This is a genomic window from Streptomyces sp. NPDC005820, from assembly GCF_040630255.1.
Taxonomy (GTDB): Bacteria; Actinomycetota; Actinomycetes; order Streptomycetales; family Streptomycetaceae; genus Streptomyces.
In genome coordinates this window covers 242,632-266,459 of the sequence record NZ_JBEXXE010000009.1, presented here as the reverse complement: position 1 = coordinate 266,459, position 23,828 = coordinate 242,632, and the positions used below count along the sequence as shown (strand labels likewise).

Annotated in this window: 23 protein-coding genes and 2 pseudogenes; 11 read left to right on the top strand and 14 right to left on the bottom strand. The window is 73.8% G+C overall.

Features of this window, described 5'->3' with window-relative positions:
- The 7 genes and pseudogenes from ABZ464_RS13960 to ABZ464_RS13930 all read right to left on the bottom strand — a co-directional run.
- Window positions 1-275: pseudogene (locus tag ABZ464_RS13960) on the bottom strand (hypothetical protein); the annotation flags it as partial.
- 70 nt (window positions 276-345) lie between these two features.
- Entirely contained in the window at window positions 346-1,209 is an 864-nt protein-coding gene (locus ABZ464_RS13955; protein WP_359275595.1) for a hypothetical protein, read from the bottom strand.
- On the bottom strand, window positions 1,206-1,772 hold the full coding sequence (locus tag ABZ464_RS13950) for a sigma-70 family RNA polymerase sigma factor (protein ID WP_359275593.1): 567 nt from the start codon (window positions 1,770-1,772) through the stop codon (window positions 1,206-1,208). Before ABZ464_RS13950 ends, ABZ464_RS13955 begins: the two co-directional genes overlap by 4 nt.
- Window positions 1,769-1,933: a hypothetical protein gene (locus ABZ464_RS13945; protein ID WP_359275590.1), complete on the bottom strand. Its 165-nt coding sequence runs from the start codon at window positions 1,931-1,933 to the stop codon at window positions 1,769-1,771. Before ABZ464_RS13945 ends, ABZ464_RS13950 begins: the two co-directional genes overlap by 4 nt.
- Before the next feature lie 226 nt (window positions 1,934-2,159).
- Complete coding sequence (locus ABZ464_RS13940; RefSeq protein WP_359275588.1) at window positions 2,160-3,515, bottom strand: aldehyde dehydrogenase family protein; 1,356 nt, start codon at window positions 3,513-3,515, stop codon at window positions 2,160-2,162.
- Window positions 3,516-3,626: 111 nt separating this feature from the next.
- Complete coding sequence (locus ABZ464_RS13935) at window positions 3,627-4,823, bottom strand: sigma-70 family RNA polymerase sigma factor (RefSeq protein ID WP_359275585.1); 1,197 nt, start codon at window positions 4,821-4,823, stop codon at window positions 3,627-3,629.
- A gap of 9 nt (window positions 4,824-4,832) precedes the next feature.
- Window positions 4,833-5,183 (bottom strand): YciI family protein, encoded by a 351-nt coding sequence (locus ABZ464_RS13930; RefSeq protein WP_359275582.1) that lies wholly within the window; start codon window positions 5,181-5,183, stop codon window positions 4,833-4,835.
- A gap of 121 nt (window positions 5,184-5,304) precedes the next feature.
- Between ABZ464_RS13930 and ABZ464_RS13925 the strand changes: the two genes are divergently transcribed.
- Window positions 5,305-6,333: an acyl-CoA dehydrogenase family protein gene (locus ABZ464_RS13925; RefSeq protein ID WP_359275579.1), complete on the top strand. Its 1,029-nt coding sequence runs from the start codon at window positions 5,305-5,307 to the stop codon at window positions 6,331-6,333.
- A gap of 5 nt (window positions 6,334-6,338) precedes the next feature.
- Here ABZ464_RS13925 and ABZ464_RS13920 read toward each other — a convergent pair whose 3' ends face one another.
- Window positions 6,339-6,506: a hypothetical protein gene (locus ABZ464_RS13920; protein ID WP_358996724.1), complete on the bottom strand. Its 168-nt coding sequence runs from the start codon at window positions 6,504-6,506 to the stop codon at window positions 6,339-6,341.
- A gap of 222 nt (window positions 6,507-6,728) precedes the next feature.
- Here ABZ464_RS13920 and ABZ464_RS13915 point away from each other — a divergent pair, with 222 nt between their 5' ends.
- From ABZ464_RS13915 to ABZ464_RS13905, 3 genes are all read left to right on the top strand, one after another.
- The gene (locus ABZ464_RS13915) at window positions 6,729-8,258 is read left to right on the top strand and encodes an SDR family oxidoreductase (RefSeq protein ID WP_359275576.1); all 1,530 of its coding nucleotides are present in this window, start codon (window positions 6,729-6,731) and stop codon (window positions 8,256-8,258) included.
- 83 nt (window positions 8,259-8,341) lie between these two features.
- The gene (locus ABZ464_RS13910; RefSeq protein WP_359275574.1) at window positions 8,342-9,715 is read left to right on the top strand and encodes a deoxyribodipyrimidine photo-lyase; all 1,374 of its coding nucleotides are present in this window, start codon (window positions 8,342-8,344) and stop codon (window positions 9,713-9,715) included.
- A gap of 29 nt (window positions 9,716-9,744) precedes the next feature.
- Entirely contained in the window at window positions 9,745-10,440 is a 696-nt protein-coding gene (locus ABZ464_RS13905) for a type 1 glutamine amidotransferase domain-containing protein (RefSeq protein WP_359275571.1), read from the top strand.
- Between the two features lie 27 nt (window positions 10,441-10,467).
- On the opposite strand, the gene ABZ464_RS13900 is transcribed toward ABZ464_RS13905, so the two are convergent.
- Window positions 10,468-11,436, bottom strand: coding sequence for a MerR family transcriptional regulator (locus ABZ464_RS13900; protein WP_359275568.1), 969 nt, complete (start codon window positions 11,434-11,436; stop codon window positions 10,468-10,470).
- Window positions 11,437-11,582: 146 nt separating this feature from the next.
- Here ABZ464_RS13900 and ABZ464_RS13895 point away from each other — a divergent pair, with 146 nt between their 5' ends.
- Together ABZ464_RS13895 and ABZ464_RS13890 are read left to right on the top strand one after the other, a co-directional pair.
- The gene (locus ABZ464_RS13895) at window positions 11,583-12,182 is read left to right on the top strand and encodes a sigma-70 family RNA polymerase sigma factor (RefSeq protein ID WP_359275565.1); all 600 of its coding nucleotides are present in this window, start codon (window positions 11,583-11,585) and stop codon (window positions 12,180-12,182) included.
- Window positions 12,183-12,449: 267 nt separating this feature from the next.
- On the top strand, window positions 12,450-12,893 hold the full coding sequence (locus tag ABZ464_RS13890; RefSeq protein WP_359275562.1) for an SPW repeat protein: 444 nt from the start codon (window positions 12,450-12,452) through the stop codon (window positions 12,891-12,893).
- 75 nt (window positions 12,894-12,968) lie between these two features.
- On the opposite strand, the gene ABZ464_RS13885 is transcribed toward ABZ464_RS13890, so the two are convergent.
- Window positions 12,969-13,736: a metalloregulator ArsR/SmtB family transcription factor gene (locus ABZ464_RS13885; RefSeq protein ID WP_359275619.1), complete on the bottom strand. Its 768-nt coding sequence runs from the start codon at window positions 13,734-13,736 to the stop codon at window positions 12,969-12,971.
- 131 nt (window positions 13,737-13,867) lie between these two features.
- The gene (locus ABZ464_RS13880; protein ID WP_359275559.1) at window positions 13,868-15,319 is read right to left on the bottom strand and encodes a hydrolase; all 1,452 of its coding nucleotides are present in this window, start codon (window positions 15,317-15,319) and stop codon (window positions 13,868-13,870) included.
- Between the two features lie 244 nt (window positions 15,320-15,563).
- On the opposite strand from ABZ464_RS13880, the gene ABZ464_RS13875 reads away from it, so the two are divergent.
- Complete coding sequence (locus tag ABZ464_RS13875; RefSeq protein ID WP_359275557.1) at window positions 15,564-15,827, top strand: GlsB/YeaQ/YmgE family stress response membrane protein; 264 nt, start codon at window positions 15,564-15,566, stop codon at window positions 15,825-15,827.
- A 79-nt stretch (window positions 15,828-15,906) separates the two neighbouring features.
- On the opposite strand, the gene ABZ464_RS13870 is transcribed toward ABZ464_RS13875, so the two are convergent.
- A complete protein-coding gene (locus ABZ464_RS13870) occupies window positions 15,907-16,866 on the bottom strand; it encodes an NAD-dependent epimerase/dehydratase family protein (protein WP_359275554.1) in 960 nt (319 codons plus the stop codon).
- 185 nt (window positions 16,867-17,051) lie between these two features.
- Between ABZ464_RS13870 and ABZ464_RS13865 the strand changes: the two genes are divergently transcribed.
- Complete coding sequence (locus tag ABZ464_RS13865; protein ID WP_359275551.1) at window positions 17,052-17,759, top strand: TetR/AcrR family transcriptional regulator; 708 nt, start codon at window positions 17,052-17,054, stop codon at window positions 17,757-17,759.
- A gap of 401 nt (window positions 17,760-18,160) precedes the next feature.
- Here ABZ464_RS13865 and ABZ464_RS13860 read toward each other — a convergent pair whose 3' ends face one another.
- Entirely contained in the window at window positions 18,161-18,952 is a 792-nt protein-coding gene (locus ABZ464_RS13860) for a GNAT family N-acetyltransferase (RefSeq protein WP_359275548.1), read from the bottom strand.
- Between the two features lie 114 nt (window positions 18,953-19,066).
- Here ABZ464_RS13860 and ABZ464_RS13855 point away from each other — a divergent pair.
- Window positions 19,067-19,478, top strand: a pseudogene (locus ABZ464_RS13855) (nucleoside deaminase); the annotation flags it as partial.
- A gap of 242 nt (window positions 19,479-19,720) precedes the next feature.
- Here ABZ464_RS13855 and ABZ464_RS13850 read toward each other — a convergent pair.
- The gene (locus ABZ464_RS13850; RefSeq protein ID WP_359275544.1) at window positions 19,721-20,431 is read right to left on the bottom strand and encodes a chaplin family protein; all 711 of its coding nucleotides are present in this window, start codon (window positions 20,429-20,431) and stop codon (window positions 19,721-19,723) included.
- A 264-nt stretch (window positions 20,432-20,695) separates the two neighbouring features.
- On the opposite strand from ABZ464_RS13850, the gene ABZ464_RS13845 reads away from it, so the two are divergent.
- Entirely contained in the window at window positions 20,696-22,318 is a 1,623-nt protein-coding gene (locus ABZ464_RS13845) for an alpha/beta hydrolase (protein ID WP_359275541.1), read from the top strand.
- Window positions 22,319-23,788, top strand: coding sequence for an FMN-binding glutamate synthase family protein (locus ABZ464_RS13840; RefSeq protein WP_359275538.1), 1,470 nt, complete (start codon window positions 22,319-22,321; stop codon window positions 23,786-23,788).
- Window positions 23,789-23,828: the final 40 nt, after the last annotated feature.

Below are 23,828 nucleotides of genomic sequence, written 5' to 3'. Positions count from 1 at the left end.
CGGCCGGAAGCCCTCGTACTGGATGTACTTGGGCTTTCGGCCGGTGCGGCGAGAGGGCGTGCCGGGCGTCGCGACGGGGCAAACGTTGCCTGCCGCGGCACTAGCTCGACGGCCCGGCGCAGTACGGCGATCGAGCGGTCGCGGTCGCTCGGGGTGCCGTGGTGGAAGGCGGCGCTGCCGGTCAGCCGCATCGCGCCGAAGCCGACGCGGTGGACCGTGAGGTCGCCGATGGTCCAGGTGCCCGCGGCGTCCGCGGTGATCGCTGCGCTGCTCATCGGCGCAGTCTCGCACGCGCCGCGGGCGACGCCGGCACCTCGCACCTCCCCCCCTTCTCGTGACGTGCGGTCAGCAGGCCACGGTCTCCTCGCACTTGCGCAGCGCCTCCTGGACGTCCCGGCTCCAGTGCCGGGCGGTCCGGGGGGTGGCCGAGGAGACGGTGTGCACGGCCGACTCCCGGCGTTCGAGCAGCGGGCGGGACCGGGCGCACCGCCGTTCCCCGGCGGGCGGGGTGCCGTGGGCGACGGCCTCCTCCACGATGTCGGCGAGATCGCCGTCCGGGAGGGGCAGTTCCAGGTCCTCGTCGACGAAGCCGACCACGGCCGGCACGTACTCCACGAGGGCGCGCAGCGCCTTGGTCAGTCCCCGGCGGCCGCGCCGCAGCCCTCTGAGCACGTGCAGGGCCGTGGCGATCTCCACTTCGGTGGCCTCCCGGCTCAGGGTGGCGGGGGTGATCTCCGTGTGGCTGAGCCACCAGTCCGCCTCCTCGTCCTCGCCGTGCGAGCGGTGGTGGAGGTAGAGGCAGTAGGAGGAGATCGTGTCGCCGGCGCCGGCGCCGTACTGCCACCAGAAGCGGCCGCTGTCCTCGCAGCCGGCCAGATGGAGGAGGGCGCCGAGGACGCGCGCGCCGGAGGGCTCGGGCAGCGCGCTGCCGTGGAAGGCGCCGAGGCCGTTCAGGGCGCCGGTGCGGGTCAGCAGCGCCTCGCACAGGGCCCGCAGGTCCCGGGCCGCGGGATGGACCCTCGGGGGACGGCGGCCGGCCGCCTGCTGGGGGCGGGTCCGCGCCCCCGTCCCGTCGGCGGCCGGGGCCGCGACCCGGGCGGCGATCCGGGCCTCCGCGGCCTCGATGTCACAGCGGCGGTAGGGGGCCGTGGGCACGAGCCGCGCCCCGGCCAGCAGGGTGTCGATGTCGCTCACGGTGTCGAAGGTCATGAACGCTCCGCCTCCTCCTCGGCGCACGATGTGTAGATCTCCCGCAGTCGGTGCCGGGCGTAGCGCTCGATGGAGCGCACCCCGGCCTCGGTGATGCCTAGCTCGTGCGCCACCTCGGCGGTGTCGTAGCCCTCGCAGTAGCGCAGCCGGATGACGTCCTGCTGGCGCTCGGGCAGGGCGGAGATCGCGTGGAACAGCCGCAGGTTCTGCTCGATGACCTCGAAGGCGTCCTCGGCGCCCTGCAGGGTCACCGTCTCGAAGACCGCGGTGTCCATGAGGGTGGCGCGCCGGCCCCGGGCCCGGGCGTGGTCGACGACGCGGTTCTTCATGACCCGCCAGGCGTATGCGGCGGGGTTCTCGGCGCGCAGTATCTGCGGCCACTCCCGGGCGAGTTGGACGAACGCCTCGTCGACGGCCTCCTCGGCGTCCGCCCGGCAGCGCAGACAGCGCTCGGCCTCGCGGACGTAGCGCGGGCGGTGCATCTGGTGGAAGGCGCTGAAGTCCAGCGGCAGTTTCTCCGGCGCCCGGGGGTTTCCGGCGGGGCGCAGCTCCTCCTGGGTCACCGATCGCCTCCCGGGAGTCGGTGGTCCATCTCCCGGACGCCGACCCGTACGAGGGCGGCGACGACCCGGCGCGCGAGCGTGACGGCTCCGGGTCCGAAGACCCGGAGGGCGAGCAGGGACAACGCCACGTCCCGGGCGAGCTGTGCGAACTGGTCGTTCACGGACCGTTCGGTCCTTCCGCTGGGTGTGCGGGGCTCAGGAGCCCCGGAAGGCGACGGTTACACCTTCTGCCCCCACGGCGTTCGGGAGGAGCGTTTCGTGCATGCCGGATTCGAAAGTCCGGTGGAATTGGCCGCTTCGGACTACGGACCGTGTCATTCCGGGCTATCCCGGTACCGTTGCTGTCTCGCTGACGCCTGCTTCTGTCCTGTTTCCTTCCGGCGGGGTTCAGCCCAGCGGCTTGTCCAGGACCGCCTTGCGATGGCTGAAGGTCTCGATGGAGTAGCGGCCGTGGTAGCTGCCCATGCCGCTCTCCCCCACACCGCCGAACGGCAGGTCGGAGACGGTGAGATGGGCGAGGGGCAGACCGAACCCGAGGCCGCCGGAGGAGGTTTCGGCGGCGATGCGGGACCGTGTGGTGTCCGACTCGGAGAAGACGTACAGGGCGAGGGGCTTGTCGCGGTCGTTGATGAACCCGATCGCCTCGTCGAGCCCGGCGACGGTCACGATCGGCAGGACGGGCCCGAAGATCTCCTCGGCCATGACGGGCGACGCGGGGTCGACGTCGGCGAGAACGGTCGGCGCGATGTACTTGTCCGTACGGTCGTGACGGCCGCCGGTCACGGTCCGCCCGGAGTCAAGCAGGGCGGTGAGCCGGTCGAAGTGGCGTTCGTTGACGATCCGGCCGTACTCGGGCGAGGTCTGCGGGTCGGCGCCGTAGAGCGTCTCGACGGCGCGGGCCAGCAGGGGTTCGAGGGCGGCGGCGGTCCGCGGGTCGGTGAGGACGTAGTCGGGGGCGACACAGGTCTGGCCTGCGTTGAGGAACTTGCCGCGGGCCAGCCGGTCGGCGACGACGGCGAGATCGGCGTCGCGGTCGACGAACGCCGGTGACTTGCCGCCGAGTTCGAGGGTGACCGGGGTGAGGTGCTCGGCGGCGGCGCGCAGCACGATCCGGCCGACGGTGCCGTTGCCGGTGTAGAAGACGTGGTCGAAGCGCTCGGCGAGCAGCGCCGTGGTCTCGGGGACCCCGCCCTCGACGACGGCGACCGCCTCGGTGTCGAGGTGGGCGGGCAGCAGCCGGGCCAGGACGGCGGAGGTGGCGGGGGCGAGCTCGCTGGGCTTGACGACGACCGCGTTGCCGGCGGCGAGGGCGCCGACCAGCGGGGCCAGCAGCAGCTGGGCGGGGTAGTTCCAGGGCGCGATGACGAGGACGACGCCGAGCGGGTCGTACTGCGTCCAGGCGCGCGCGTCGGCGCCGAGGTGGGCCGGGACCGGGGCGGACTCGGGGGTGAGCCAGGCCTCCAGGTGGTCGAGGGTGTGGTCGATCTCGCGGATCGTGAAGTCGATCTCGGTGCGGTGGGCCTCGGTGGCGCTCTTGCCCAGGTCGGCGTGGAGGGCGGCGGCGAGGTCGGCGCCCTTCTCGGTGAGCAGCTCGCGCAGCCGGCGCAGCTGGTCCGTGCGCCAGTCGAGGGGCTTGGTGCGGCCGGTGCGGAAGGCGGCGCGCAGCCGGGCCACGACGTCGGCGGGCCGCTCGGGGGCGGCGAGGGGGCCGGTGGGCTGCTCGGGGGTGACGGCGGTGATCACGGTGCCTCGCTGGAGTGCGCGGGCCTTGCGGCCCTGGGTTCGGAGGGCGAGCGGTCAGCTCGATGTATATGCCAACCTTTCATGGACCAAAATACATTCCCCGGGCAACCACTATGTTCCGCGCAGGGTGTGCAGGCGCTTCTCCAGGTAGGCGCGCTCGGCCGGGTTCTCGGCGAGCGCGAGGGCGGACGCGTAGGCCTGTGCCGCCTCGGCGCGGCGGTCGAGGCGCCGCAGCAGGTCGGCCCGGACGGCGTGGAACACGTGGTAGTCGTCGAGGTCGAGCGCGTCCAGCAGGTCGAGGGCGGGCCTCGGGCCGTCGGTCTCGGCGACCGCCACCGCCCGGTTGAGAGCCACCACCGGACTCGGAGCGACGGCCGTCAGCTGGTCGTAGAGCCGCAGGATCTGCCCCCAGTCGGTGGCCCCGGCGCTCGGGGCGTCGCTGTGGACGGCCTGGACGGCGGCCTGGATCTGGTACGGCCCCGGCCGGTCGCGGCGCAGACAGCGGCGGACGAGGTCCTGCCCCTCGGCGATCAGCGCCCGGTCCCAGCGCGCGCGGTCCTGCTCCGGCAGCGGTACGAGCGTGCCGTCCGCGTCCTGCCGGGCGTCCCGGCGGGACTCGACGAGCAGCATCAGCGCGAGCAGCCCGGTGACCTCGGGCTCGTCCGGCATCAGCTCGCCGAGGAGGCGGCCGAGGCGCAGAGCCTCCGCGCACAGGCCGGGATCACCCTCGTACCCCTGGTTGAAGATCAGGTAGACGACGGCGAGCACACCGTGCAGCCGGTCGGGGAGGTCGGCGTCGCGGGGCACCCGGTACGGAATGCGGGCGTCGCGGATCTTCGCCTTGGCGCGGACCAGACGCTGGGCCATCGTGGGTTCGGGGACGAGGAACGCGCGGGCGATCTGGGCGGTGGTGAGACCGCCGAGGAGCCGCAGGGTGAGGGCGACACGCGCCTGCGGGGCGAGCGCGGGGTGACAGCAGGTGAAGATCAGGCGGAGCCGGTCGTCGCGCACGGGGCCCTCCTCCACGGGCGGGTCGGAGGCGTGCAGCCGGGCCGCCTCGGCGTGCCGGGCGTCCCTCGTCGCCTCGCGGCGCAGCCGGTCGACGGCCCGGTTGCGGGCGGTGGTGATGATCCATCCGGCCGGGCTGGGCGGCGGGCCGGTCTCCGGCCAGCTCCGCAGGGCCGTGGTGAAGGCATCCTGGACCGCCTCCTCGGCGAGGTCGATGTCACCGAGCCGGCGGACCAGGACGGCGACGGCCCGGCCGTACTCCGCGCGGAACACGGCCTCGACGTCGACGGGGTCACCCATGGTGCGGCCTCAGTGCTGGTCCGCGAACGGCCGCACCTCGATGGGGAGGGTGATGGCCAGGGCGGCCTTCCGGCCCCACTCCAGGGCCTCGTCCAGGTCGGCGGCGCGGATCAGGCACAGACCGCCGAGGTACTCCTTGCCCTCGGCGTACGGCCCGTCGGTGATGAGCACGTCACCGTCCTTCGGCCGCAGCACGGTGGCCGTCTCGGGACCGTGCAGACCACCGGCGAAGACCCAGGCCCCGGCGGCGCGCAGCTCGTCGTTGTACGCCTCCACCCGGCGCATGATCTCGGCCAGTTCCTCGGGCGGCGGCGGTGTCCCGCCGGCCGGCTGGACCACGCTGAGCAGGTAGTGCTTCATGACGTCCTCCTTGGCGTCGTGCCGTTCTCTCTCGGCTTTCGTGCCGTTCTCTCACCTCCTACACGAACGGCAGTCCCCCGGATCGACACCTCTGACCCCGACACGGGAAAGAATCTTGTCCATGACCGCACCGCACCCCCTCGTCACCCGTGCCCGCCGCCTCGCCGACGACCTCCTCGCGCCGCACGCCGAAGAGGTCGACCAGGGCGAGGTGCCGGTGGGCCATCTGACGGAGATCGGACGCTCGGGCCTGCTGGGGCTCAACGCGCCGAGGGAGTACGGCGGTGCCGAGGCGCCCGGCGCGGTGGTGCGGGAGACGGCGGAGATCCTGGCCGGGGCCTGCTGCTCGACCTGGTTCGTGCAGACGCAGCACCACACCCCGGTGCTGACCCTGGCGAAGAGCGAGCGCCCGGTCCGCGAGCGCCTGCTCGGCCGGCTGGCGACCGGCGAACTGCTCTCCGGGGTGGCCTACGCCCATCTGCGGGCCCACCCCCGCATCCCCGTCCGGGCCACGCGCGTGCGGGGCGGCTGGCGCTTCGACGGGAAGGTCCCCTGGTACACGGGCTGGGGCCTGAACGACGTGATGCTCCTCGCCGGAGTCACGGACGCCGACGAGGCCCTCTTCGCGTTCACGGAGGCCCGCGACCAGCCGGGACTGCGCGCCTCTCCCCCGCTCCGCCTGGCCGCCCTCACCGCGGCCCGCACGGTGTCCCTGGACCTGGACGGCCTTTGGCTCCCGGACGAGGCGGTCGCCCTGCGCACCCCGCACAAGACCTGGTCGGCGACCGACCGCCTCAAGACGGTCAACGCCAACCCGGCGGTCTTCGGCATCACGGAGGCGGCGCTGCACCTGTCGGACGACGGGACGGCCGCCCATCTGCGCCCCCGCCTCGCCGAGGTGCGCGCCCGGGCCTACGCGCTCATCGACGGGGCACGGCCCCACGAGCACCTCGAGGACCGCCTCGCCCTGCGGGCCCAGGCCTACGCCCTGATGCAGACGGCGACGACGGCGGCCGTGGTGACGGGAGGAGGCCGCGCGATGCTGCTGACGAACAGGGCCCAACGCCTGGCGAGGGAGGCCCTGTTCCTCCTGGTCCAAGGCCAGACGACGGAATCACGCCGCTCACATCTCGACGCCCTGGCCTGCTAGGGCGGTCATTCCTCGTCGTGCGCCGGGACGACGACGAGGAAGGCGTCGGACCGCAGATCCATCACGACGGTCGCGGGGCGGCCCTCGGCGCGGAGCCGCGCCGCGCACTCCTCGGCCGGCCAGGAGCCGCGGGGCGCTCCCGCGGGAAAGCGTTCCAGCACCGTCGCACGCATAGCGGCAGACACCTCCGACTCCGGGCCCGTTACCGGCCGACCACGCTGCGTCTGCCCCGGATCCCGGCAGGCATGTTCACGCCGATGACACACGGCTCCGGCAGTGCACCACGAGCGTGTGCGCATCCGGGACGGTGTTCCGCGGGGAAGCGGTGGGCAGGGGGAAGCGGTAGGCAGGAGGAGCGATCACCAGGGGGGCATGACGCGAAGGACCGAGGACTCATGACGGCAGACGACCTCGGCGCCGGGCCCCTGTGTCTGGTGACCGGAGCCACGGGGTACATCGGCGGGCGGCTCGTCCCGGAGCTGCTGGCGGCGGGCCTGCGGGTGCGCTGCCTCGCCCGCTCACCGGAACGGCTGCGCGACCATCCGTGGGCGCGCCGGGTGGAGGTGGTCCGCGGGGACGTCACGGACGCGGAGTCGGTAGCGGCGGCGATGCGGGGGGTCGACGTCGCGTACTACCTGGTGCACGCCCTGGGCACCGGACACGACTTCGAGGAGACGGACCGGCGGGCCGCGCGGATCTTCGCCGGGTCCGCGCACGCCACGGGCGTCCGCCGGCTCGTCTATCTGGGCGGACTCACCCCGTACGGCGTCCCGGAGGAGCGGCTGTCGCCGCATCTGCGCTCGCGAGCCGAGGTCGGCCGCATCCTGCTCGGCTCCGGCGTGCCCACGGCCGTGCTGCGGGCGGCGGTGGTCATCGGCTCGGGGTCGGCCTCCTTCGAGATGCTGCGCTATCTGACCGAGCGGCTGCCGGTGATGGTCACCCCCAGCTGGGTCCGCACCCGCATCCAGCCGGTCGCCGTACGGGACGTGCTGCGCGCGCTGGTCGGCGCCGCGCGGATGCCGTCCGAGGTCAGTCGGGCGTTCGACATCGGCGGCCCCGACATCCTGACGTACCGCGACATGATGGTCCGTTACGCCGCCGTCGCGGGGCTGCCGCACCGGCTGATCCTGCCCGTGCCGATGCTCTCCCCCGGGCTGTCCAGCCACTGGGTCGGGCTGGTCACACCGGTGCCGGCCTCGATCGCCCGGCCGCTCACCGAGTCGCTGCGGCACGAGGTGGTGTGCCGCGAGCACGACATCGCCCGGTACGTGCCCGATCCGCCCGGTCATCCGGTCGGCTTCGACGAGGCGCTGCGGCTCGCCCTGAGACGGGTGCGCGAGGCCCGGGTGACCACCCGCTGGTCGTCGGCCTCGCTGCCGGGGGCGCCCAGCGACCCGCTGCCCACCGACCCCGACTGGGCCGGCGGAAGCCTCTACTGCGACCACCGCGAGCTGGACGTGGACGCCCCGCGGGCCTCGCTGTGGCGGGTGATCGAGGGCATCGGCGGCGACAACGGCTGGTACTCCTTCCCGCTCGCCTGGGCGGTCCGGGGGTGGCTGGACCGGCTCGCGGGCGGGGTGGGGCTGCGCCGGGGACGCCGGGACGCCGCCCGGCTCCGGGTGGGCGACTCGCTGGACTTCTGGCGGGTCGAGGAGATCGAACCGGGCCGTCTGCTGCGGCTGCGGGCGGAGATGCGGCTGCCGGGTCTGGCGTGGCTGGAGATGTACGCGGAGACGGACGGCTCCGGGCGCACCCGGTTCCGCCAGCGCGCCCTGTTCCATCCGCGCGGGCTGCTCGGCCACGCCTACTGGTGGAGCGTGTCGCCCTTCCACGCGGTGGTGTTCGGCGGCATGGCCCGCAACATCGCGCGGGCGGCCCTGGCGGACGCGGCGGCGCGGTCGGCCGAGCGGACGCCCACCGGCTGACGGCGTGCGCATCCGCCGGGCCCCGCCGGGCGGAAGCACCTGACAGTGCGGTCCCCTCGTCACCTCGCCCCGGAGTCTGTCCCATGAATGTCTCGGTCGTCCTGTTCACCTCCGACCTGCGGCTGCACGACCACCCTCCGCTGCGCGCGGCCCTCGACGGATCGCGCGAGGTGGTCCCGCTGTTCGTGCGCGACCGGGCGGTGGACGCCGCGGGGTTCGCCGCGCCCAACCGGCTGGCGTTCCTCGCCGACTGCCTGCGCGATCTGGACGCGGGGCTGCGGCAGCGGGGCGGCCGGCTGGTGCTGCGGTCCGGGGACCTGGTGGAGGAGGTGTGCCGGGTGGCCGCCGAGGCGGAGGCCGACGAGGTCCATCTGGCGGCGGACGGGAGCGCGTACGCCCGGCGCCGTGAGGGGCGGCTGCGGCGCGCCCTGGAGGCGGAGGGCGTGCGGCTGCATGTGCACGGCACGGTGACGACCGTGGTGGACCCCGGTGTACTGGCACCGGGCTCCTCGGACCACTTCGCGGTCTTCACGCCGTACTTCGGACACTGGTCGCGGCAGCGGCTGCGGGACGTGCTCGGCGCGCCGCGGGTGGTACGGGTGCCGGCGGGCGTGGGCTCGGCGGAACTGCCGGACCGCAAGGGCCTGTCCGGTCTGTCGCCGGCTCTGGCCGAGGGCGGCGAGACGGAGGGCCGCGCACGGCTGACCGCCTGGCTGCGCTCGGGCGTCGCGGCGTACGAGGACCGGCACGACGACCTGGCCGGCGACGCGACCTCCCGGCTCTCGCCGCATCTGCACTTCGGCACCCTCTCCCCCGTCGAGCTCGTGCACCGGGCGCGCGCCGCGGGCGGTCCTGGCGCCGAGGCGTTCGTACGGCAGGTCGCCTGGCGCGACTTCCACCGCCAGGTGCTGGCCGCGCGGCCGGGGGCGGCGGTCGCGGACTACCGCACCAAGCACGACCGCTGGCGTACGGAGCGCACGGCCGGCGAGGACGTCGAGGCGTGGCGGGATGGCCGTACCGGCTATCCGGTGGTGGACGCGGCGATGCGGCAGCTGCGGCACGAGGGCTGGATGCACAACCGGGGGCGTCTGCTGACGGCGAGTTTCCTCACGAAGACGCTGTACGTCGACTGGCGGATCGGCGCCCGGCACTTCCTGGACCTCCTGGTCGACGGGGACGTGGCGAACAACCAGCTCAACTGGCAGTGGATGGCCGGAACCGGCACCGACTCCCGGCCCAACCGGGTCCTCAACCCGGTCACCCAGGCGAAGCGCTACGACCCCGACGGAGCGTACGTGCGGCGCTGGGTGCCCGAGCTGGCGGATCTGGAGGGTGCGGCGGTGCACGAACCGTGGCGGCTGCGGGGTCTTGACCGGGCGGCGTTCGACTACCCCGAGCCGATCGTGGGCCTGACCGACGGGCTGGCCCGCTTCAGGCGAGCGCGCGGCCGCGACTGATCCGACCACCGGACGGGCGGCGCGTGCCCATGGCCACGATCCTGTTCGTGATGACCGGCAGCGACCGCTGGACGCTCGCCGACGGCACCCCCCACCCGACCGGTTTCTGGGCGGAGGAGGCCGTCGCCCCGTACGAGGTCTTCCGTGCGGCGGGCCACGAGGTGGTGGTCGCCACGCCGGGCGGTGTGGTGCCGCCGGTGGACAAGGGCAGCCTGGCCGCGGAGGCCAACGGCGGGCAGGAGGCGGCCGACCGGATCGCCGCGGCGCTCGCCGGGATGGCCGAGCTGGGGAGGCCCGTGCGGCTGGAGGACGTGGACCTCGCCGAGTACGCGGCGGTGTTCTACCCGGGCGGGCACGGCCCGATGGAGGACCTGGCCGTCGATCCCGTCTCGGGCCGGGTGCTGATCGCGGCGCTGGACTCCGGCAGGCCGCTCGGTGTCGTCTGCCACGGTCCGGCCGCGCTGCCGGCGGCGGTGCGGGAGGACGGCTCCAACGCCTTCACGGGCTACGAGGTGGCCGCCTTCACCAACGCCGAGGAGCGGCAGGCCGGCTTCGCCGAGCGGGCGAAGTGGCTGCTGCAGGACCGGCTCACCGAGGCGGGCGTGGAGGTGCGGGTGGGCGAGCCGTGGGCGCCGCATGTGGTCGTCGACCGCAACCTGGTGACGGGCCGGAACCCGGCCTCGTCCGCCCCGCTCGCGCAGGAACTGCTGAAGCGGCTCGGCTGAGAGCCCCTCTGAGGGCCGCGGGTCGTCTCAGCCGGCGTCGTGGACGGCCGCCAGTGTCTCCAGTGCGTCGCCCAGGGCCGTCGGCCGGGGCAGGCCGGGGGCGGGGCGGCCGGCCCAGCCGGGGCCGCCGAGCACCACGGACGGTGTGCGGCGGGCCCCGCGTACGCCCCAGCGGGTGGCCGCGACATGCCGGGCGAGGGCCAGGCTGGCGGTGGAGCGGGCCTGGGCCCACAGGACGACGGCCACCGGACCGAGCCGCTGGACGGCCGCGGACAGCGCCTCGGCGGGCACGGCTGCGCCGAACATCCGGGTGGGCACGTCGAGCCGGCTGAGTCCGGCGTTGAGCGCCTCCAGCGGCAGGGTGTGCTGTTCCCCCGGTACGCACGCGAGGAGCACCGGGCCCGGCCCGCCCGTGACGTCCCCCGGCGCGGCGGGGCGGGTGGCGCGGCGCAGGGCCGTGGAGACATGCCAGGACAGCAGATGCTCGACCTCGACGTACCGGTCCCCGGACGAGGCCCACTTGCGTCCCACGGCGTGCAGGGTCGGCACCATCACCTCCTGCCAGGCGGCGGTCAGTCCGTGCCGTTCGACGGCCTGGGTCAGCTGTTCGGCGACGGCCGGCGCGTCGAGTCGTACGGCGGCGCGGGCCAGGCCCCGGCACTCCTGGCGGACGTCACCGCCCAGCGGGAGCCCGCCGGTCTCCCGGGGCCGTTCCCGCACCCCGCCGGCCGGCCGCACCGGGGGCGCACCGGCGCCCTCCTTCGCGGCGCGGGCGGCCTCGGCGGGCGGCACCCCGGCCGAGGTGAGCCGGCACATCGCCTCCAGCACGGCCACGTCGTCCGGGCGCCAGCGGCGGTGCCGGCCGTCTCCCCGCACGGCGGGACCGATGCCGTAGCGACGGTCCCAGGAGCGCAGGGTGGTGGGCGCCACGCCCAGGCGGCGGGCCAGGGCGCCGGTGGTCAGGCCGGTGTCGTCGGAGGCGGTGGACTCGCTCATGTGCCGACTTTACGGCCGATACGACGCAGAAACGACGCGTGTTGAGAGGGACCGCGTACCGCTCGGACGATGACCTCACGGGGCCAGGCCCCGCAGACGCCCGCACCGGCCCGGGGACGGGTCGCCCGATGTGAGGAGCCGTCGTCATGTGTCCGCAACCGACCCTCGCCGTTCCGTCCGCGCGCGCGGACGGCCCGGAGCCGCTCGCCGACGAGGAGATCGCCCGTGGTCTGATGGCGGGCGACGAGGCCTGTCTGGCCGCGGCCTACCGTCGCTGGTCCGCGCTGGTGCACGCACTGGCCTGGCGGTCGCTCGGGGACGCGCGGGAGGCCGAGGACGTCAGCCAGCAGGTGTTCCTGGGTGTGTGGCGCGGCCGTGCGGGCTACCGGCCCGAGCGCGGCACCCTCGGGGGCTGGATCGTGGGCATCACCCGCCGCAGGATCGCCGACAGCCTGGCGGCCCGGACCCGTCGGCTCCGACTCGTCGCCGCGGCCGGCGCCCAGCTCGCCCTCGGCGACCCGGACCGGGACCGGCCCGAGGGCGCGCTCGACCGGGTGCTGGTGCGCGGTGAACTCGCCCGGCTCCCGGCACCGCAGCAGCGGGTGCTCAGGCTGACGTTCTACGAGGACCTCACCCAGACCCAGATCGCGGAGCGCACCGGCTGGCCGCTCGGCACGGTCAAGAGTCATGCGCGGCGCGGCATGCAGCGGCTGAGGGTCCGTCTGGAGCCCCTGGGCGAGGGCTGACACCCCAACCCGCGCCGGGAACCGAACCTCTTTTCGACGCATAAACGCTGCACTCGGTGTTGCCGTCGCTCTCCGCTTCCAGGGCGCCGCCGTGCATCCGGATCCCGCGCGCCCTCGGGAGGTGTCGGTGCTCCCGGGGGACGGCCCCGCGATCCCCGGCTCCGACCTCTACACATAAAGACGGAATAAGCGCAGAATGTCTGTGCGCGGCGCTTACCGCACACCGCACCAGACGCGGTCAGGCCTGCCAGTCGAAGGAGACGAGTGATGGCCAACGTCTCGCCAGACAGAAGTGACATATCAACCCACCCCGACGTATCCGAGATGCGGGCACGCTACGACGCCGTGCTCGGCGACGGCCGTGACGTCGCGTTCGTGGACGGACCGGTGTTCCTGCTCGGTCTGTACTGCGCGGTGTCGCCGTGGGTGCTCCACTACACCACCAGCCAGCCCGACCTCATGACCCACAACCTGGTCGTGGGCATCGCGATCGGTCTGCTGGGCCTCGGATTCACCGCCGCTCCGGCCCGGATGTACGGCCTGAGCTGGGCCATGTGCGCGCTCGGCATATGGATGATCATCGCGCCGTGGGTCGTCGGGAGCAGCCCGGACGCCGGCGTCGTGGTCAACAACATCATCATCGGCGCCCTGGCCGTACTCCTGGGGATGATGTGCGCCTTCACGGCGGCGAGGAGCGCCCCGCGGGCGTAGCCCTGCCCCCCGAACGAGAAAGGCGGCCCGGCCCGGCCCGCGCAGGCGGACCGGGCCGGGCCGGGTCGTGTCCGCTCAGGCCCCCGGGACCGACCAGGGCTCCTGGGGCAGCGGACTGCCCGTCTCCAGCAGCGACTTGAGGTTGGACAGCACCGCGGGCCAGCCGCCCGAGACGTCGGAGAGCTCGCCCTCGTCGTTGAGGTCCTCATGGGTCACGGTCAGGCGGACGATGTCGGCGTGCGGCCGGATGTCGAAGGTGACCCGGGAGTGCCGGTCCGGGCGGTCCGCCTCGTCCGGCGCGGCCCAGGTGGTGACCAGCCGGGTCGGGCGCTCGCTCTCGACGACGGCGCCGACGACGTCGGCGATGCCGGAGCCGTCGATGCGCACGTGTTCCCAACGGGAGCCCGGCCGCCAGTCGGAGACGTTGCGGTGTCCCCAGTACACGGCGGTGAGGTCGGCGTCGGTGAGGGCGTCCCAGACCTTCTCGGGCGTACTGGCGATGTAGGTGACGTAGACGAAGGTCGGCTTGTCGGTCATGGCTTCCTCGGCTCGTCGCTTGAGGTCGGAGAGCACGCGCAACCGCGGGCGCTCGAACTTGTCGATCCACCGCTCCTGGATCTCGTGGAGCGGGACCGGGTTGAGGTAGTGCAGCTTCTCCCGCCCCCTGCGCACCGTCGCGACCAGGTTGGCGGCCTCCAGCACGCCGAGGTGCTGGGTCACCGACTGCCGGGTCATCTCGACCCCCGCGCACAGCTCGCCCAGCGTCTGACCGTTGTGCGCGTGCAGCCGGTCCAGCAGCCGTCTGCGCGTGTCGTCGGCCAGCGCCTTGAAGACCATGTCCATGGCCGGGTCGCCGCCCGGCTCGTCTCCCGATCGCACACCCCACGTTATGCAGTCAATTACCTGCATGTCAACCGGCGGGCATGCCGAAGGCCGGGGCCGACTGTGCGGGCCCCGGCCTTCGTCCGTGCGGGTCAGCTCACGTTGAGCGCCGTGTCGTCGATGACGAACGACGTCTGGAGCGTGGAGCCCTCGGTGCCGGTGAACTTGAGGGTGACGGTCTGCCCGGCATAGCTCGCCAGGCTGAAGCTGCGCTGGGTGTAACCGCTGGCGGCGTTGAGGTTGGAGTAGGTCGCCAGCGTGCTCAGGACCGTACCGGAGCTGTTGAGCACCTGGACCTTCAGCGTGTCGTACGCCGTGCTGGTGGTGGTCTCCGCAGTGTCGATGTGGAGATAGAAGCTGAGGGCGGCCGTGGTGCAGCCGGACGGGATGGTCACCGACTGGGAGAGCGTGTCGGTGGTGGCGGAGCCGTAGCCGTCGAGCCAGGCGTAGTACGAGCCCGTACGCGCCGACTGACTGGAGGAGTTGGTGATGACCCCGCTGGTCGCGCTCCAGGTACTGGCACCGGACTCGAAGCCGTTGTTGCCGAGGAGCTGGGCGGCGGTGCAGGTGCCGGAGCCGCCGCCGTCGTCACCGCCGCCGCTGCTGCTCCCGCCGGCGAGCCACTCGGTGGCGTTCAGGGCGAGGGCCGCGTTGGTGGCGCCGGAGTCGTTCCAGCCGTCGTAGAGGGTGTTGCCGGACTGGCCGGTGCCGTCGTCGATGGGCGAGCTGTCGCCCCAGAAGGCGACCCGGCCGCTGCCGAAGGTACTGGTGGCGAAGAAGGCGCCCGTGTTCCCGGAGTAACCGCTGCGGTAGAGCAGGCCCTTGACGCTGGAGTTGTCGGCGGGCTTGAGGGTGGCGGTGGTGCCGGAGGCGATCAGGCTCGTGGTGACGGTGCCGAAGGAGCCGTGCAGCACCGGGTCGGTGGAGTCGCTGATGGCGGCCGGGTAGCCGGAGCTGATGCTGAGCGAGTCGACCGAGAAGCCGAACGGGTCGGTCGAGTCGACGCTGTTGTTCGTCATCAGGTCGTTGAGGATCTCGACCGCGTCCTCGCCGTCGTTGTTGCGGTCGGCGCCGGTATGGTCGGAGATCATGAACAGACCGCCGCCGTTCTTCACGAAGTTCATGATCGCCGTCTTCTCGGCGGTGGTGAACAGCGTGTTGGGCTCCGGCAGGACCAGCGTGTCGAAGTTCGACAGGTCGGTGGTGGACGAGCCGCCGTAGGTGAGGGCGCCGGTGGCGGTCTTGAGGCTGTAGTCGCCGGTCTTCTGGAGCGCGACGCCCCAGGACGACAGCGCTCCGGTCCAGTCCGTCTCCGAGGACGGGGAGGAGTCCTGGGAGAGCGGGTCGGGCTTGCTGGTGGAGATGATCCAGTCCGCGTTGCCTGCCTCCTCGGCGTGGCCGTCGTCGAAGAGGATCCGGTGCGGCGTGGCCGCGTGGGCGGGGGTGGCGGTGGCGGTGACCTGGAGCGCGGCTCCGGTGACGAGCAGGCCGAGGCCGGCCAGGAGCGTGGTGACCTTGCGGGGGTGTCTCTGTGATCCGGGCATCCGGCGAACCTCCGTGAGGGGGTGGGGAGAGGGCGGGTGCGGCGGCCGATCTGCGCGCGTAGACCTCGCAAGGAAGGGTTCTACACGCGTGGACTCATTGAAAGGTACATGGCATGACACCCCTGTGAACATCAAGCGCGGGCAATAACGTGCGCAAAAACGTCAGCAGCGGGACCGGAACCGACTGCCCCACCTCTGAGCGGGCACAAGCTAAGCGACGGGCTCTCACCAAGGAGGGGCGGAGATGGAGATCGACGGCATCATCAGTGCCATCTTCATCGGCATCATCATCGGCGTGCTCGGACGCCTCGTCGTTCCGGGCCGCCAGCGCATCGGGATGCTGTGGACGATCGCGGTCGGCATCGTGGCCGCGCTGATCGGGTCGGCCCTCGCCTCGGCACTGGGCGTGGCCGACACCAAGGGGGTCGACTGGATCGAGTGGCTCATCCAGATCGGCCTCGCGGCGTTCGGGGTGACGGCGCTGGACCGGGCCAAGACACGCCGGTGAGCGCACGGGCCGGGGTGAGCGGGGACCCGCACCCCCCGTGCGGGTCCCCGCTCACCCCGGCCCCGGCCCCGGCCATCCCTCACCGCCCGCCGAGCAGCCCCTCGTACCACTTCAGCGTCGCGGCCACCGTCTCCTCCAGCGGCGTCGGCGTGACCCCGAAGGCCTGCTCGAAGGCCGAGGAGTCCATGATCTGGGGCTCGGTGTGCTGGTACCACATCTCGGCGTACTCGGCCATGAACTGCTCGTCGAACGGGCCGTAGGGGCGGGGCTCCTCGACGACCAGGACGTTCAGCGGGCCGCCGAGGCGTCGCTCGATCATCGCGTGGACGGCGCGCGTGCTGACGGCCGGCGCGGTCGGCAGATGCCAGACCCGTCCGTCGCCCTCCGGGTGTTCGCCGAGGGTGGCCAGGCCCGTCGCCACGTCCAGGATGCTCGTGTAGCTGTGCGGCAGGTCGATGTCGCCGATGCCGAGCACCTCGCCGCCGGTCAGCGCGGCCGGGAAGACCGCTCCGCCGAGGGTGGAGTTGAGCACGCCGGGGCCGATGAAGTCGGCGGAGCGGCCGAGCACCACCCGGGCCCGCCCCTCGCGGTGCGCGTCGAGGTACTTCTCGTCCAGCCGGGCCCGCATCCGGCCCTTGCGGGTCGTCGCCCGCCACGGGGACTCCTCGGTCATCACCGCTCCCCCGGTCTCGCCGTACGGGTAGAGCGTGTCGAGGACGACGAGCCGTGCGCCGGACGCCTCGACGGCGCCGAGGACGGCGTCCTGGATACGGGGCATCGCCTCGACCTGGAGGTGATAGCCGACGTTGACGCAGTGGTACACGACCCCGGCACCGGTCACGGCCGCCCGCGCGCCCTCCGGGGTGCTGACGTCGGCGGCGCACCGCTCGACCCCCTCGATCGCGGGACCCTCGCCCTTGCGGTCCACGAGGCGGACGGCGTGCCCCCGGCGGACGAGTTCCCGGGCGATCGCGGTACCGGCCGGGCCGGAGCCGAGGACGGTGTGCAGGGTGGGGTTCTCGCTGGTGACGGCAGACATGGCGGTCCTCCCGCTGGTTTCCCGGCCATCCGTTCTGATGGCCAGTCGCAACAGTTAGAGACTGTAACTCTTGCGATGATGACTAGCAATCGTGGGAGGTCCGGGTCTTCGTTAGGGTGTGTCACCAGGAACCCGGACGGGACACGGATGCCGTGGTGACAGCCGTGGAGGAGAGAGGAGCGCCGGTGGCCGGCAGTGCGCAGAGCCCGAGGGCGCGGTACCGCGAGCAGACGCGGGCCGAGATCAAGGACATCGCGCTCAGGCAGCTCGCCGAGGGCGGGACGGGGGCCGTGGCGCTGACCCGGATCGCGAAGGAGGTCGGCCTGTCGGGCCCGGCGCTCTACCGGTACTTCGACAGCCGGGACGCGCTGCTGACGGATCTGATCCGGGACGCGTACGCCGACCTCGCGGGGGCCGTCGCGGCGGCGGCCGGGGGGCTGCCCGAGGGGACCGCGCCCCGGGCCCGGCTCCATGCGCTCGCGACGGCCTCCCGGAGCTGGGCCGTGGCCGAGCCCCATCGCTATCTGTTGATCCAGGGCACTCCGGTGCCCGGCTACACGGCTCCCGCGGACACGCTGGACAGCGCCCGGGCGGTGCTGGGGCCGTTCCTGCGGGCGTTCGCGGAGGGGGAGCCGTCGGCCTCGGTGCGGCCGGTGGTGGCCCAGATGACGGAGTGGGCGGCGAAGGACCCGGCGGTCGCCACGTGGGCCCGCGCACAGGTGCCCGTCGGCGCGGAGGGCGTCGCCCTGGCCGGCGCCGTGCTCGCCTGGACCCACATGCACGGCGCTACGGGGCTCGAGGTGTCCGGCCAGTTCGAGGGCATGGGGCACGACGGGGCCACCCTGCTCACGTCCCAGCTCGATCTGCTGGCGGACGGCTTCGGGCTGAGCTGAGCCGGCTGGGGCTGCCTCGTGAGCAGGGTTTACGGCGTGACCGGGGGCTAGGCCCTGCCTGTGGGCTTCGGCGCGGCTTGGGCTTCGGCGTGGCTTGGCTTCAGCTGGCTGGGCTTCAGCTGGCTGGAGGCTACGGCTGGCTGGAGGCTACGGCGTGCGCCCGGGGGCTACGGCGTGCGCCCGGGGGCTGCCGCGTGCCCGGGGACTACGGCACTCCCGGGGGCTCGGGGCGCCCGGGGGCTCGGGGCGCCCGGGGGCTCGGGGTGCCCGGGGGCTCGGGGCGCCCGGGGGCTCGGGGCGCCCAGGGGCTCGGGGCGCCCAGGGGCTCGGGGCGCCCGGGGGCTCGGGGGCTCGAGGTGCCCGGGGCGCCCGGGGGCTCGGGGGCTCGAGGTGCCCGGGGACTACGACACTCCCGCGGACGGGGTGTAGAGGTACGGCGTGGTGGTGGTCAGTGCGGCGAAGCCGAGGCGTTCGAGGATGGGCCGGCTCTGGTCGGAGGCGTCGACCTGGAGATAACGGTAGCCGCGGTCGGCGGCGATGCGCGCGCGGTGGGCGATCAGGGCGCGGTAGATGCCGCGGCCGCGCCACTCCGGGGTGGTGCCGCCGCCCCACAGGCCGGCGAACCGGGTGCCGGGGATGAGTTCCATGCGCGCCGAGCTCACGGGTTCGTCACCGGCGAGGGCGACCAGGGCGACGATCGTGTCCGGGGCGGCGGTCAGCCGGGCGAGCACGAGGTCCCGCAGGAAGGAGCCGTCGTGGCCGAATGCCTTCTCGTTGGCCGCGACCATCAGCTCGACGCCCGCCGCGTCGGTCACCGGCACGATCCGCACGCCCTGCGGCGGTGCCGCGTCGACGAGCTGGTCGCCCGTCTCGCCGATCATCAGCGTCTCCTCGGGTTCGGCGGTGAACCCGGCGGCCGAGAGCCGTCGCCCCAGATCGGCGGGGCGGTCGTGGCCGTAGTGCTTCCACTCGAACTCCGCCCCGAGTCCCGCGAAGTAGGCGACCTGCGCGGCGATCGCGGCATCCGCGTCCAGGGCGCCCAGGTCCGACCAGAGGACGCCGTGCCAGCCGCCCTCGCCGCCGACGTGGCGGACCACGCCCCCGGTCCGTTCGACCCGGGCGTCGGAGCTCTCCGGTCGGGCGCCTTCGCGCATGTCCCGGTCGTACAGGGCGAGTACCGCGGCATGATCCATACGTCCCACTCCAGCATCCCGATGCCGCGCCCCACAACGGAATTACCGGTGGCGGCTCGTGGCGTACCGCCTAGTCTGTGCGGCGCCGAAGATTGTTTCCGCTCGAGGGGGAGGGGGGACGAGCCGTTCGGGTCGGTGCTGGTCGGTGCTGGTCGGCGGGGACGGCACGGTGCTCGCCGAGGACCACAACCGGGTGGCGGGCGGCGACCGCACCCGGCACCCCGAGTTCGAGCCGGCCCGCTGGTCGGCCGCCCGGCTGACACCCGAGGAGCGGGCGGCGGCCACGGTCCACACCTCCGGCGAGCACTGCCCGATGTGCGCGGCCGCCCACGCCTGGGTCGGCCTCGGCCGGATCGTGTACGTCGCCTCGTCCGCGCAGCTCGTCGCCCGGCTGGAGGAGTGGGGAGCGGCGGCGCCCCCGGTACGGCCCCTGCCGGTGCACGAGGTGGCCCCCGACGTGAGGGGGGAGGGCCCGGTCCCGGAACCGGCCGACGAGGTACGCGCACTGCACCGACGCTTCCACGCCGACCGAGCCGGACTGCCGACACCTGACCGGCACTGGGCCCGACGACGCCTTCCGTACGGCGGCTGGGCCCGGCGACACGATCCCGTCCCGTGGCTCAGCCCGGCAAACCCCCCGGGGCCCCCTCCGGCAGCGCCTTCGCGGGCGGTGGGTGCGGGCGCCGCAGGTCCCCGTGTGGCGGGGGCCTGCGGATCGGGTCGGCGGAGGTTCAGAAGGCTCGGCCCCTTGCGGTCAGGCCGCTTCGGTCAGCCCTGCGTGCCCGGGCGGAAGCGGCGGTAGAGGACCGCGCCGGCCAGGACCAGGGCCGCGCTGCCGGCCAGGGCGGGTACCGTCGCGTCGGCGCCCGTGTGGGCGAGCGAGGACACGGTCCGCTCGGATGCCGGGGTCTGGGGCGCCCGGGCGTGCGGGACGGTCTTCGTGCCCGGGGCGGGGCGCTGCGGCTCGGGCTCGGGGGCCGACGGCTGGCGCGTGGGCGGCACGGGCGTGCTCGGACGGCCGGGCTGCGCCGGGTGGTGGGGCTTGTCGACCGGGCCGTTCACCGACTGGTTGCCGAACACCGGATTCAGGAGCCCGACGACGTCCACGCTGTTCCCGCTGGCGTTCAGAGGCAGGTCGACCGGCGCCTGCAGACCGTTGCCGGAGACGGCTCCGGGCGAACCGGCCGTCGTGCTCGTCGCCCCCGCCCCGGACGCCGGCGCGTGCTGCGGCGCGGCGCCCTTGTTCGCGCAGCTGTTGCCGAACGCGGGGTTCAGCAAGCCCACCACGTCCACGGTGTTGCCGCAGAGGTTGACCGGGAGGTGCACCGGCAACTGCACCCCGTTGCCGGAGGCCACGCCGGGCGAGCCGGCCGCGGTACCGGCGGCGGAGGAGTCGGCGAACGCCGGCATCGTCACGGCGGCCATCGCGCCGGAGGCTGCTGCTACGGCGAGCACACCGTTTCGGGTAGCCCGTCTCATGGGTCCCTGCCTTCCATACATGCCATACAGGTCGCGGGCACTCGCCCGCACCAGGTAAAACGCGGGCGAACCGAACGAGTTATGCCCAATCCGTCATTCACCCCATCGGGCGCCCCCGGTCGAACGGCCTCACGCCCCGCGAAACGGTCGCCGCGCGGCCCCGCGGCGGCCCGCAGCCCGTCCGGAGGCGAGGCCTGCGGAGGCCGCCTATCGTGATCCGGGACGCCGTTCCCGGTCCGCTGCGCGGCGTCCCTGGAGGCATTGATGCTGGCCAAGCTGTCGACGCGGCGCCGCCGCGCCCTCGCCACGGGCGCCGCGCTCACCCTGCTGGGGACGGGACTGCCGACGGCCGCCACCGCGGCGGCCGCGGACGACCGTTCCGGCCTCGACCGGTTCTACGACCAGAAGATCTCCTGGTCGGCCTGCGACCTCGATGGCGTGCCCGAGGACCTCCAGTGCGGCAAGGTGACCGTGCCGCTCGACTACGCGCACCCCGGGGCGGGCGCCCTCGACCTGGCGCTCGCCCGCTACCGGGCCACCGGCGACAAGCGGGGCTCGGTGCTGCTGAACTTCGGCGGCCCCGGGGGCGCGGGCGTTCCCGGACTCGCGTACGGCGGCAAGGACTTCATGGAGCTCACCGACGGCTACGACGTGGTGACCTTCGACCCCCGTGGTGTCGGCCGCTCCTCCCCGGTCAGCTGCGGGGACACCGAGGAGGACGAGGGGCTGGGCGCCCTGGGGGACGACACCGCGCTCGACGATCCCCGGGCGCTGCTGACGACGCTGAAGCGGACCGCCGCCGCCTGCGAAGAGCACTCCGGTCCCGTGCTGACCCACATCGGCACGGTCGACTCGGCGCGGGACATGGACGTCATACGCCAGGCGCTGGGCGACCGGAAGCTCAACTATCTGGGCTTCTCCTACGGCACCCGGCTGGGCGCCGTCTACGCGGCCCGGTTCCCGGGCAAGGTCGGCCGGGTGGTCCTCGACGGCGTCGACACCCTCACCGAGCCGCTCACCGAGCAGGGGCTCGCGGGCGCCCGGGGCCAGCAGGTGGCGCTGGAGGACTTCGTCGACTGGTGTGTGAGGGACATCGCCTGCCCGTTCGGCACGGACGCGCGGACGGCCCGCGAGGAGGTGGTCCGCACGGTCCGCTCCCTCGACGAGGATCCGGTGCCGACGGACTACGGCGACGACTTCACCGGACAGGACCTGGTGGCCGCCCTCGGCCAGGGCCTGTACAGCAAGGAGCTGTGGCCCTCGCTGGAACGCGCGCTCGCCCGGCTCGTCGAGGACGGCGACACCTCCGGCGTGATGGCCTTCGCCACCGGCGGCCTCAACTTCCTGCCCCGCGCCACCGACGACCTCGCCCGCCCCACCCGCGCCCCGACCGCCGCCCCCTCCCCCAGCCCGCTCGTCGACGCCGAGGACGTCCCGCTCGACAACCTCCCGGCCGCGCTGATGGCGATCAACTGCGCCGACGACCCCGACCGCCCCACCGCCGAGCGGATCACCGCGGACCTCCGGCGGCTGCGGGCCGACTACGACAAGGCGTCACCGGTGTTCGGCCGGTACCGCCTGTCCGAGGTCCTGCTCTGCTACGGCCGGCCCCGGGGCACCGACTTCGTCCGCGAGAAGGTGAAGGACCTCGACACGCCGAAGATGCTCCTGGTCGGCACCCGCGGGGACCCGGCGACGCCGTACCGCTGGACCGTGGAGACGGCGGAGCGGCTCGGCGACTCGGCCGTGGTGCTCGACAACAGGGGCGAGGGCCACACGGGCTACGGCTCGTCCAAGTGTGTGCACCGCAAGATCGACGACTTCCTGCTGTACGGCTCCCTGCCCCGCACCGGCAGCTCCTGCCTGCCGGACGAGGACGGCGGCTGAGTGCGCCGGTTCGCGCCGTGGCTGCTCGTCGTCCTCTGCGCGGCCGGGGCCCTGACCGAGTCGGTCGCGGTGTCCGCCCGGTGGTGGTGGGCGGCCGGCCCGCTGCTCGCCCTGGCCCTCCTCGGTGCCCGGGACATATCGCAGCGCCGGCGCGCGCTGCTGCGCAACCATCCCCTGGTGGGCAGGCTGGGATACCCGGTGCGCGAACCCGCGCCCCCGGCCCCCGTCCCGCACGGTGAGCACGAGTTCTTCGCGCCCTCGGCGGGCCCGGTCCCACCGCCCGAGGAGGAGCCGAGGGTGCGCGTGGGCGGGCCCGACTGCAGGCTGCCGTACGACATGGCCCTGCTGAACGTGTCGGCGCTGAGCTTCGGGGCGCTGTCCTCCCGCGCGGTCCTCGCGCTCGGCCGGGGTGCTGCGCTGGGCCGTTTCGCGCAGGACACCGGGGAGGGCGGGCTGTCGGACCACCATCTGCGCGGCGGCGGGGACCTGGTCTGGGAGATCGGCTCGGGCTACTTCGGGTGCCGTACCCCCGACGGGGGGTTCGAGGAGCGGGAGTTCGCGGACCGGGCGGCGCTGCCCGAGGTGAAGTGCGTGTCGCTGAAGCTGTCGCAGGGCGCGGCTCCGGGCGGCGGCGGGGTGCTGCCGGGGGCCAAGGTGAGCGCGGAGATCGCGCGGGAGCGGGGCGTGGCGGAGGGCCGGGCGGTCGTCTCGCCGCCGTGTCACCGCGTGTTCTCGACGCCGCGAGAACTGGTGCTGTTCCTGGCCCGGATGCGGGAGCTGGCGGGCGGCAAGCCGACCGGGTTCAAGCTGTGCGTGCGGTCGCGGCGGCAGGTCCTCGCGGTGTGCAAGGCCATGCTCGCGGAAGGCGTCGCGCCGGACTTCGTCGTGGTGGACGGGTCCGAGGGCGGGACGGGCGCCGGGCCCGGGCCGCCGGGGTTCGCGGACCGGCCGGGGATGCCGCTCACGGAGGGGCTGATCACCGTGCACAACGCGCTCGTCGGCACCGGTCTCAGGGACCGGGTCCGGATCGGGGCGAGCGGCGGGATCGCCACCGGCGCGGACATCGTCCGACGGCTCGCCCAGGGCGCCGACTACACCAACGCGGCGCGCGCGATGATGACCGCCGTCGGCTGTGTCGGCGCGGGCCGCTGCCCCACCGGCGCCTGCCCGGTCGGCGTCGCCACCCAGGACCCGTGGCGGGTGTGGGCCCTGCACGTCGGCGACAAGGCGCGGCGGGTCCGGCACTACCAGCGGGCGACGGTCCGCAGCGCCGTCCGGATCATGGCGGCGCTGGGGGTGCCCGAGCCGGACGGGCTCAACCCGGGGCATCTGCTGCGCCGTACGGACGCGACGACGGTCCGTTCCTACGCCGAGCTGTACGAGTGGCTGGAGCCGGGCGCCCTCGCCGCCGGAGCGCCCGCCGGCTGGGCGGCGGACTGGGCGGCGGCGGACCCGGACATCTTCGACTGACGCCCGCCGGCCCGCACGCCCGGCCGGGACATGGCACAGG

Excerpts from the sequence above, each read along its gene's own strand:
- ABZ464_RS13955 (WP_359275595.1), bottom strand. The coding sequence starts at position 1,209 with ATGACCTTCGACACCGTGAGCGACATCGACACCCTGCTGGCCGGGGCG.
- ABZ464_RS13935 (WP_359275585.1), bottom strand. The coding sequence starts at position 4,823 with ATGGGTGACCCCGTCGACGTCGAGGCCGTGTTCCGCGCGGAGTACGGC.
- ABZ464_RS13930 (WP_359275582.1), bottom strand. The coding sequence starts at position 5,183 with ATGAAGCACTACCTGCTCAGCGTGGTCCAGCCGGCCGGCGGGACACCG.
- ABZ464_RS13925 (WP_359275579.1), top strand. The coding sequence starts at position 5,305 with ATGACCGCACCGCACCCCCTCGTCACCCGTGCCCGCCGCCTCGCCGAC.
- ABZ464_RS13920 (WP_358996724.1), bottom strand. The coding sequence starts at position 6,506 with ATGCGTGCGACGGTGCTGGAACGCTTTCCCGCGGGAGCGCCCCGCGGC.
- ABZ464_RS13915 (WP_359275576.1), top strand. The coding sequence starts at position 6,729 with ATGACGGCAGACGACCTCGGCGCCGGGCCCCTGTGTCTGGTGACCGGA.
- ABZ464_RS13910 (WP_359275574.1), top strand. The coding sequence starts at position 8,342 with ATGAATGTCTCGGTCGTCCTGTTCACCTCCGACCTGCGGCTGCACGAC.
- ABZ464_RS13905 (WP_359275571.1), top strand. The coding sequence starts at position 9,745 with ATGGCCACGATCCTGTTCGTGATGACCGGCAGCGACCGCTGGACGCTC.
- ABZ464_RS13900 (WP_359275568.1), bottom strand. The coding sequence starts at position 11,436 with ATGAGCGAGTCCACCGCCTCCGACGACACCGGCCTGACCACCGGCGCC.
- ABZ464_RS13895 (WP_359275565.1), top strand. The coding sequence starts at position 11,583 with ATGTGTCCGCAACCGACCCTCGCCGTTCCGTCCGCGCGCGCGGACGGC.
- ABZ464_RS13890 (WP_359275562.1), top strand. The coding sequence starts at position 12,450 with ATGGCCAACGTCTCGCCAGACAGAAGTGACATATCAACCCACCCCGAC.
- ABZ464_RS13885 (WP_359275619.1), bottom strand. The coding sequence starts at position 13,736 with ATGGACATGGTCTTCAAGGCGCTGGCCGACGACACGCGCAGACGGCTG.
- ABZ464_RS13880 (WP_359275559.1), bottom strand. The coding sequence starts at position 15,319 with ATGCCCGGATCACAGAGACACCCCCGCAAGGTCACCACGCTCCTGGCC.
- ABZ464_RS13875 (WP_359275557.1), top strand. The coding sequence starts at position 15,564 with ATGGAGATCGACGGCATCATCAGTGCCATCTTCATCGGCATCATCATC.
- ABZ464_RS13870 (WP_359275554.1), bottom strand. The coding sequence starts at position 16,866 with ATGTCTGCCGTCACCAGCGAGAACCCCACCCTGCACACCGTCCTCGGC.
- ABZ464_RS13860 (WP_359275548.1), bottom strand. The coding sequence starts at position 18,952 with ATGGATCATGCCGCGGTACTCGCCCTGTACGACCGGGACATGCGCGAA.
- ABZ464_RS13850 (WP_359275544.1), bottom strand. The coding sequence starts at position 20,431 with ATGAGACGGGCTACCCGAAACGGTGTGCTCGCCGTAGCAGCAGCCTCC.
- ABZ464_RS13845 (WP_359275541.1), top strand. The coding sequence starts at position 20,696 with ATGCTGGCCAAGCTGTCGACGCGGCGCCGCCGCGCCCTCGCCACGGGC.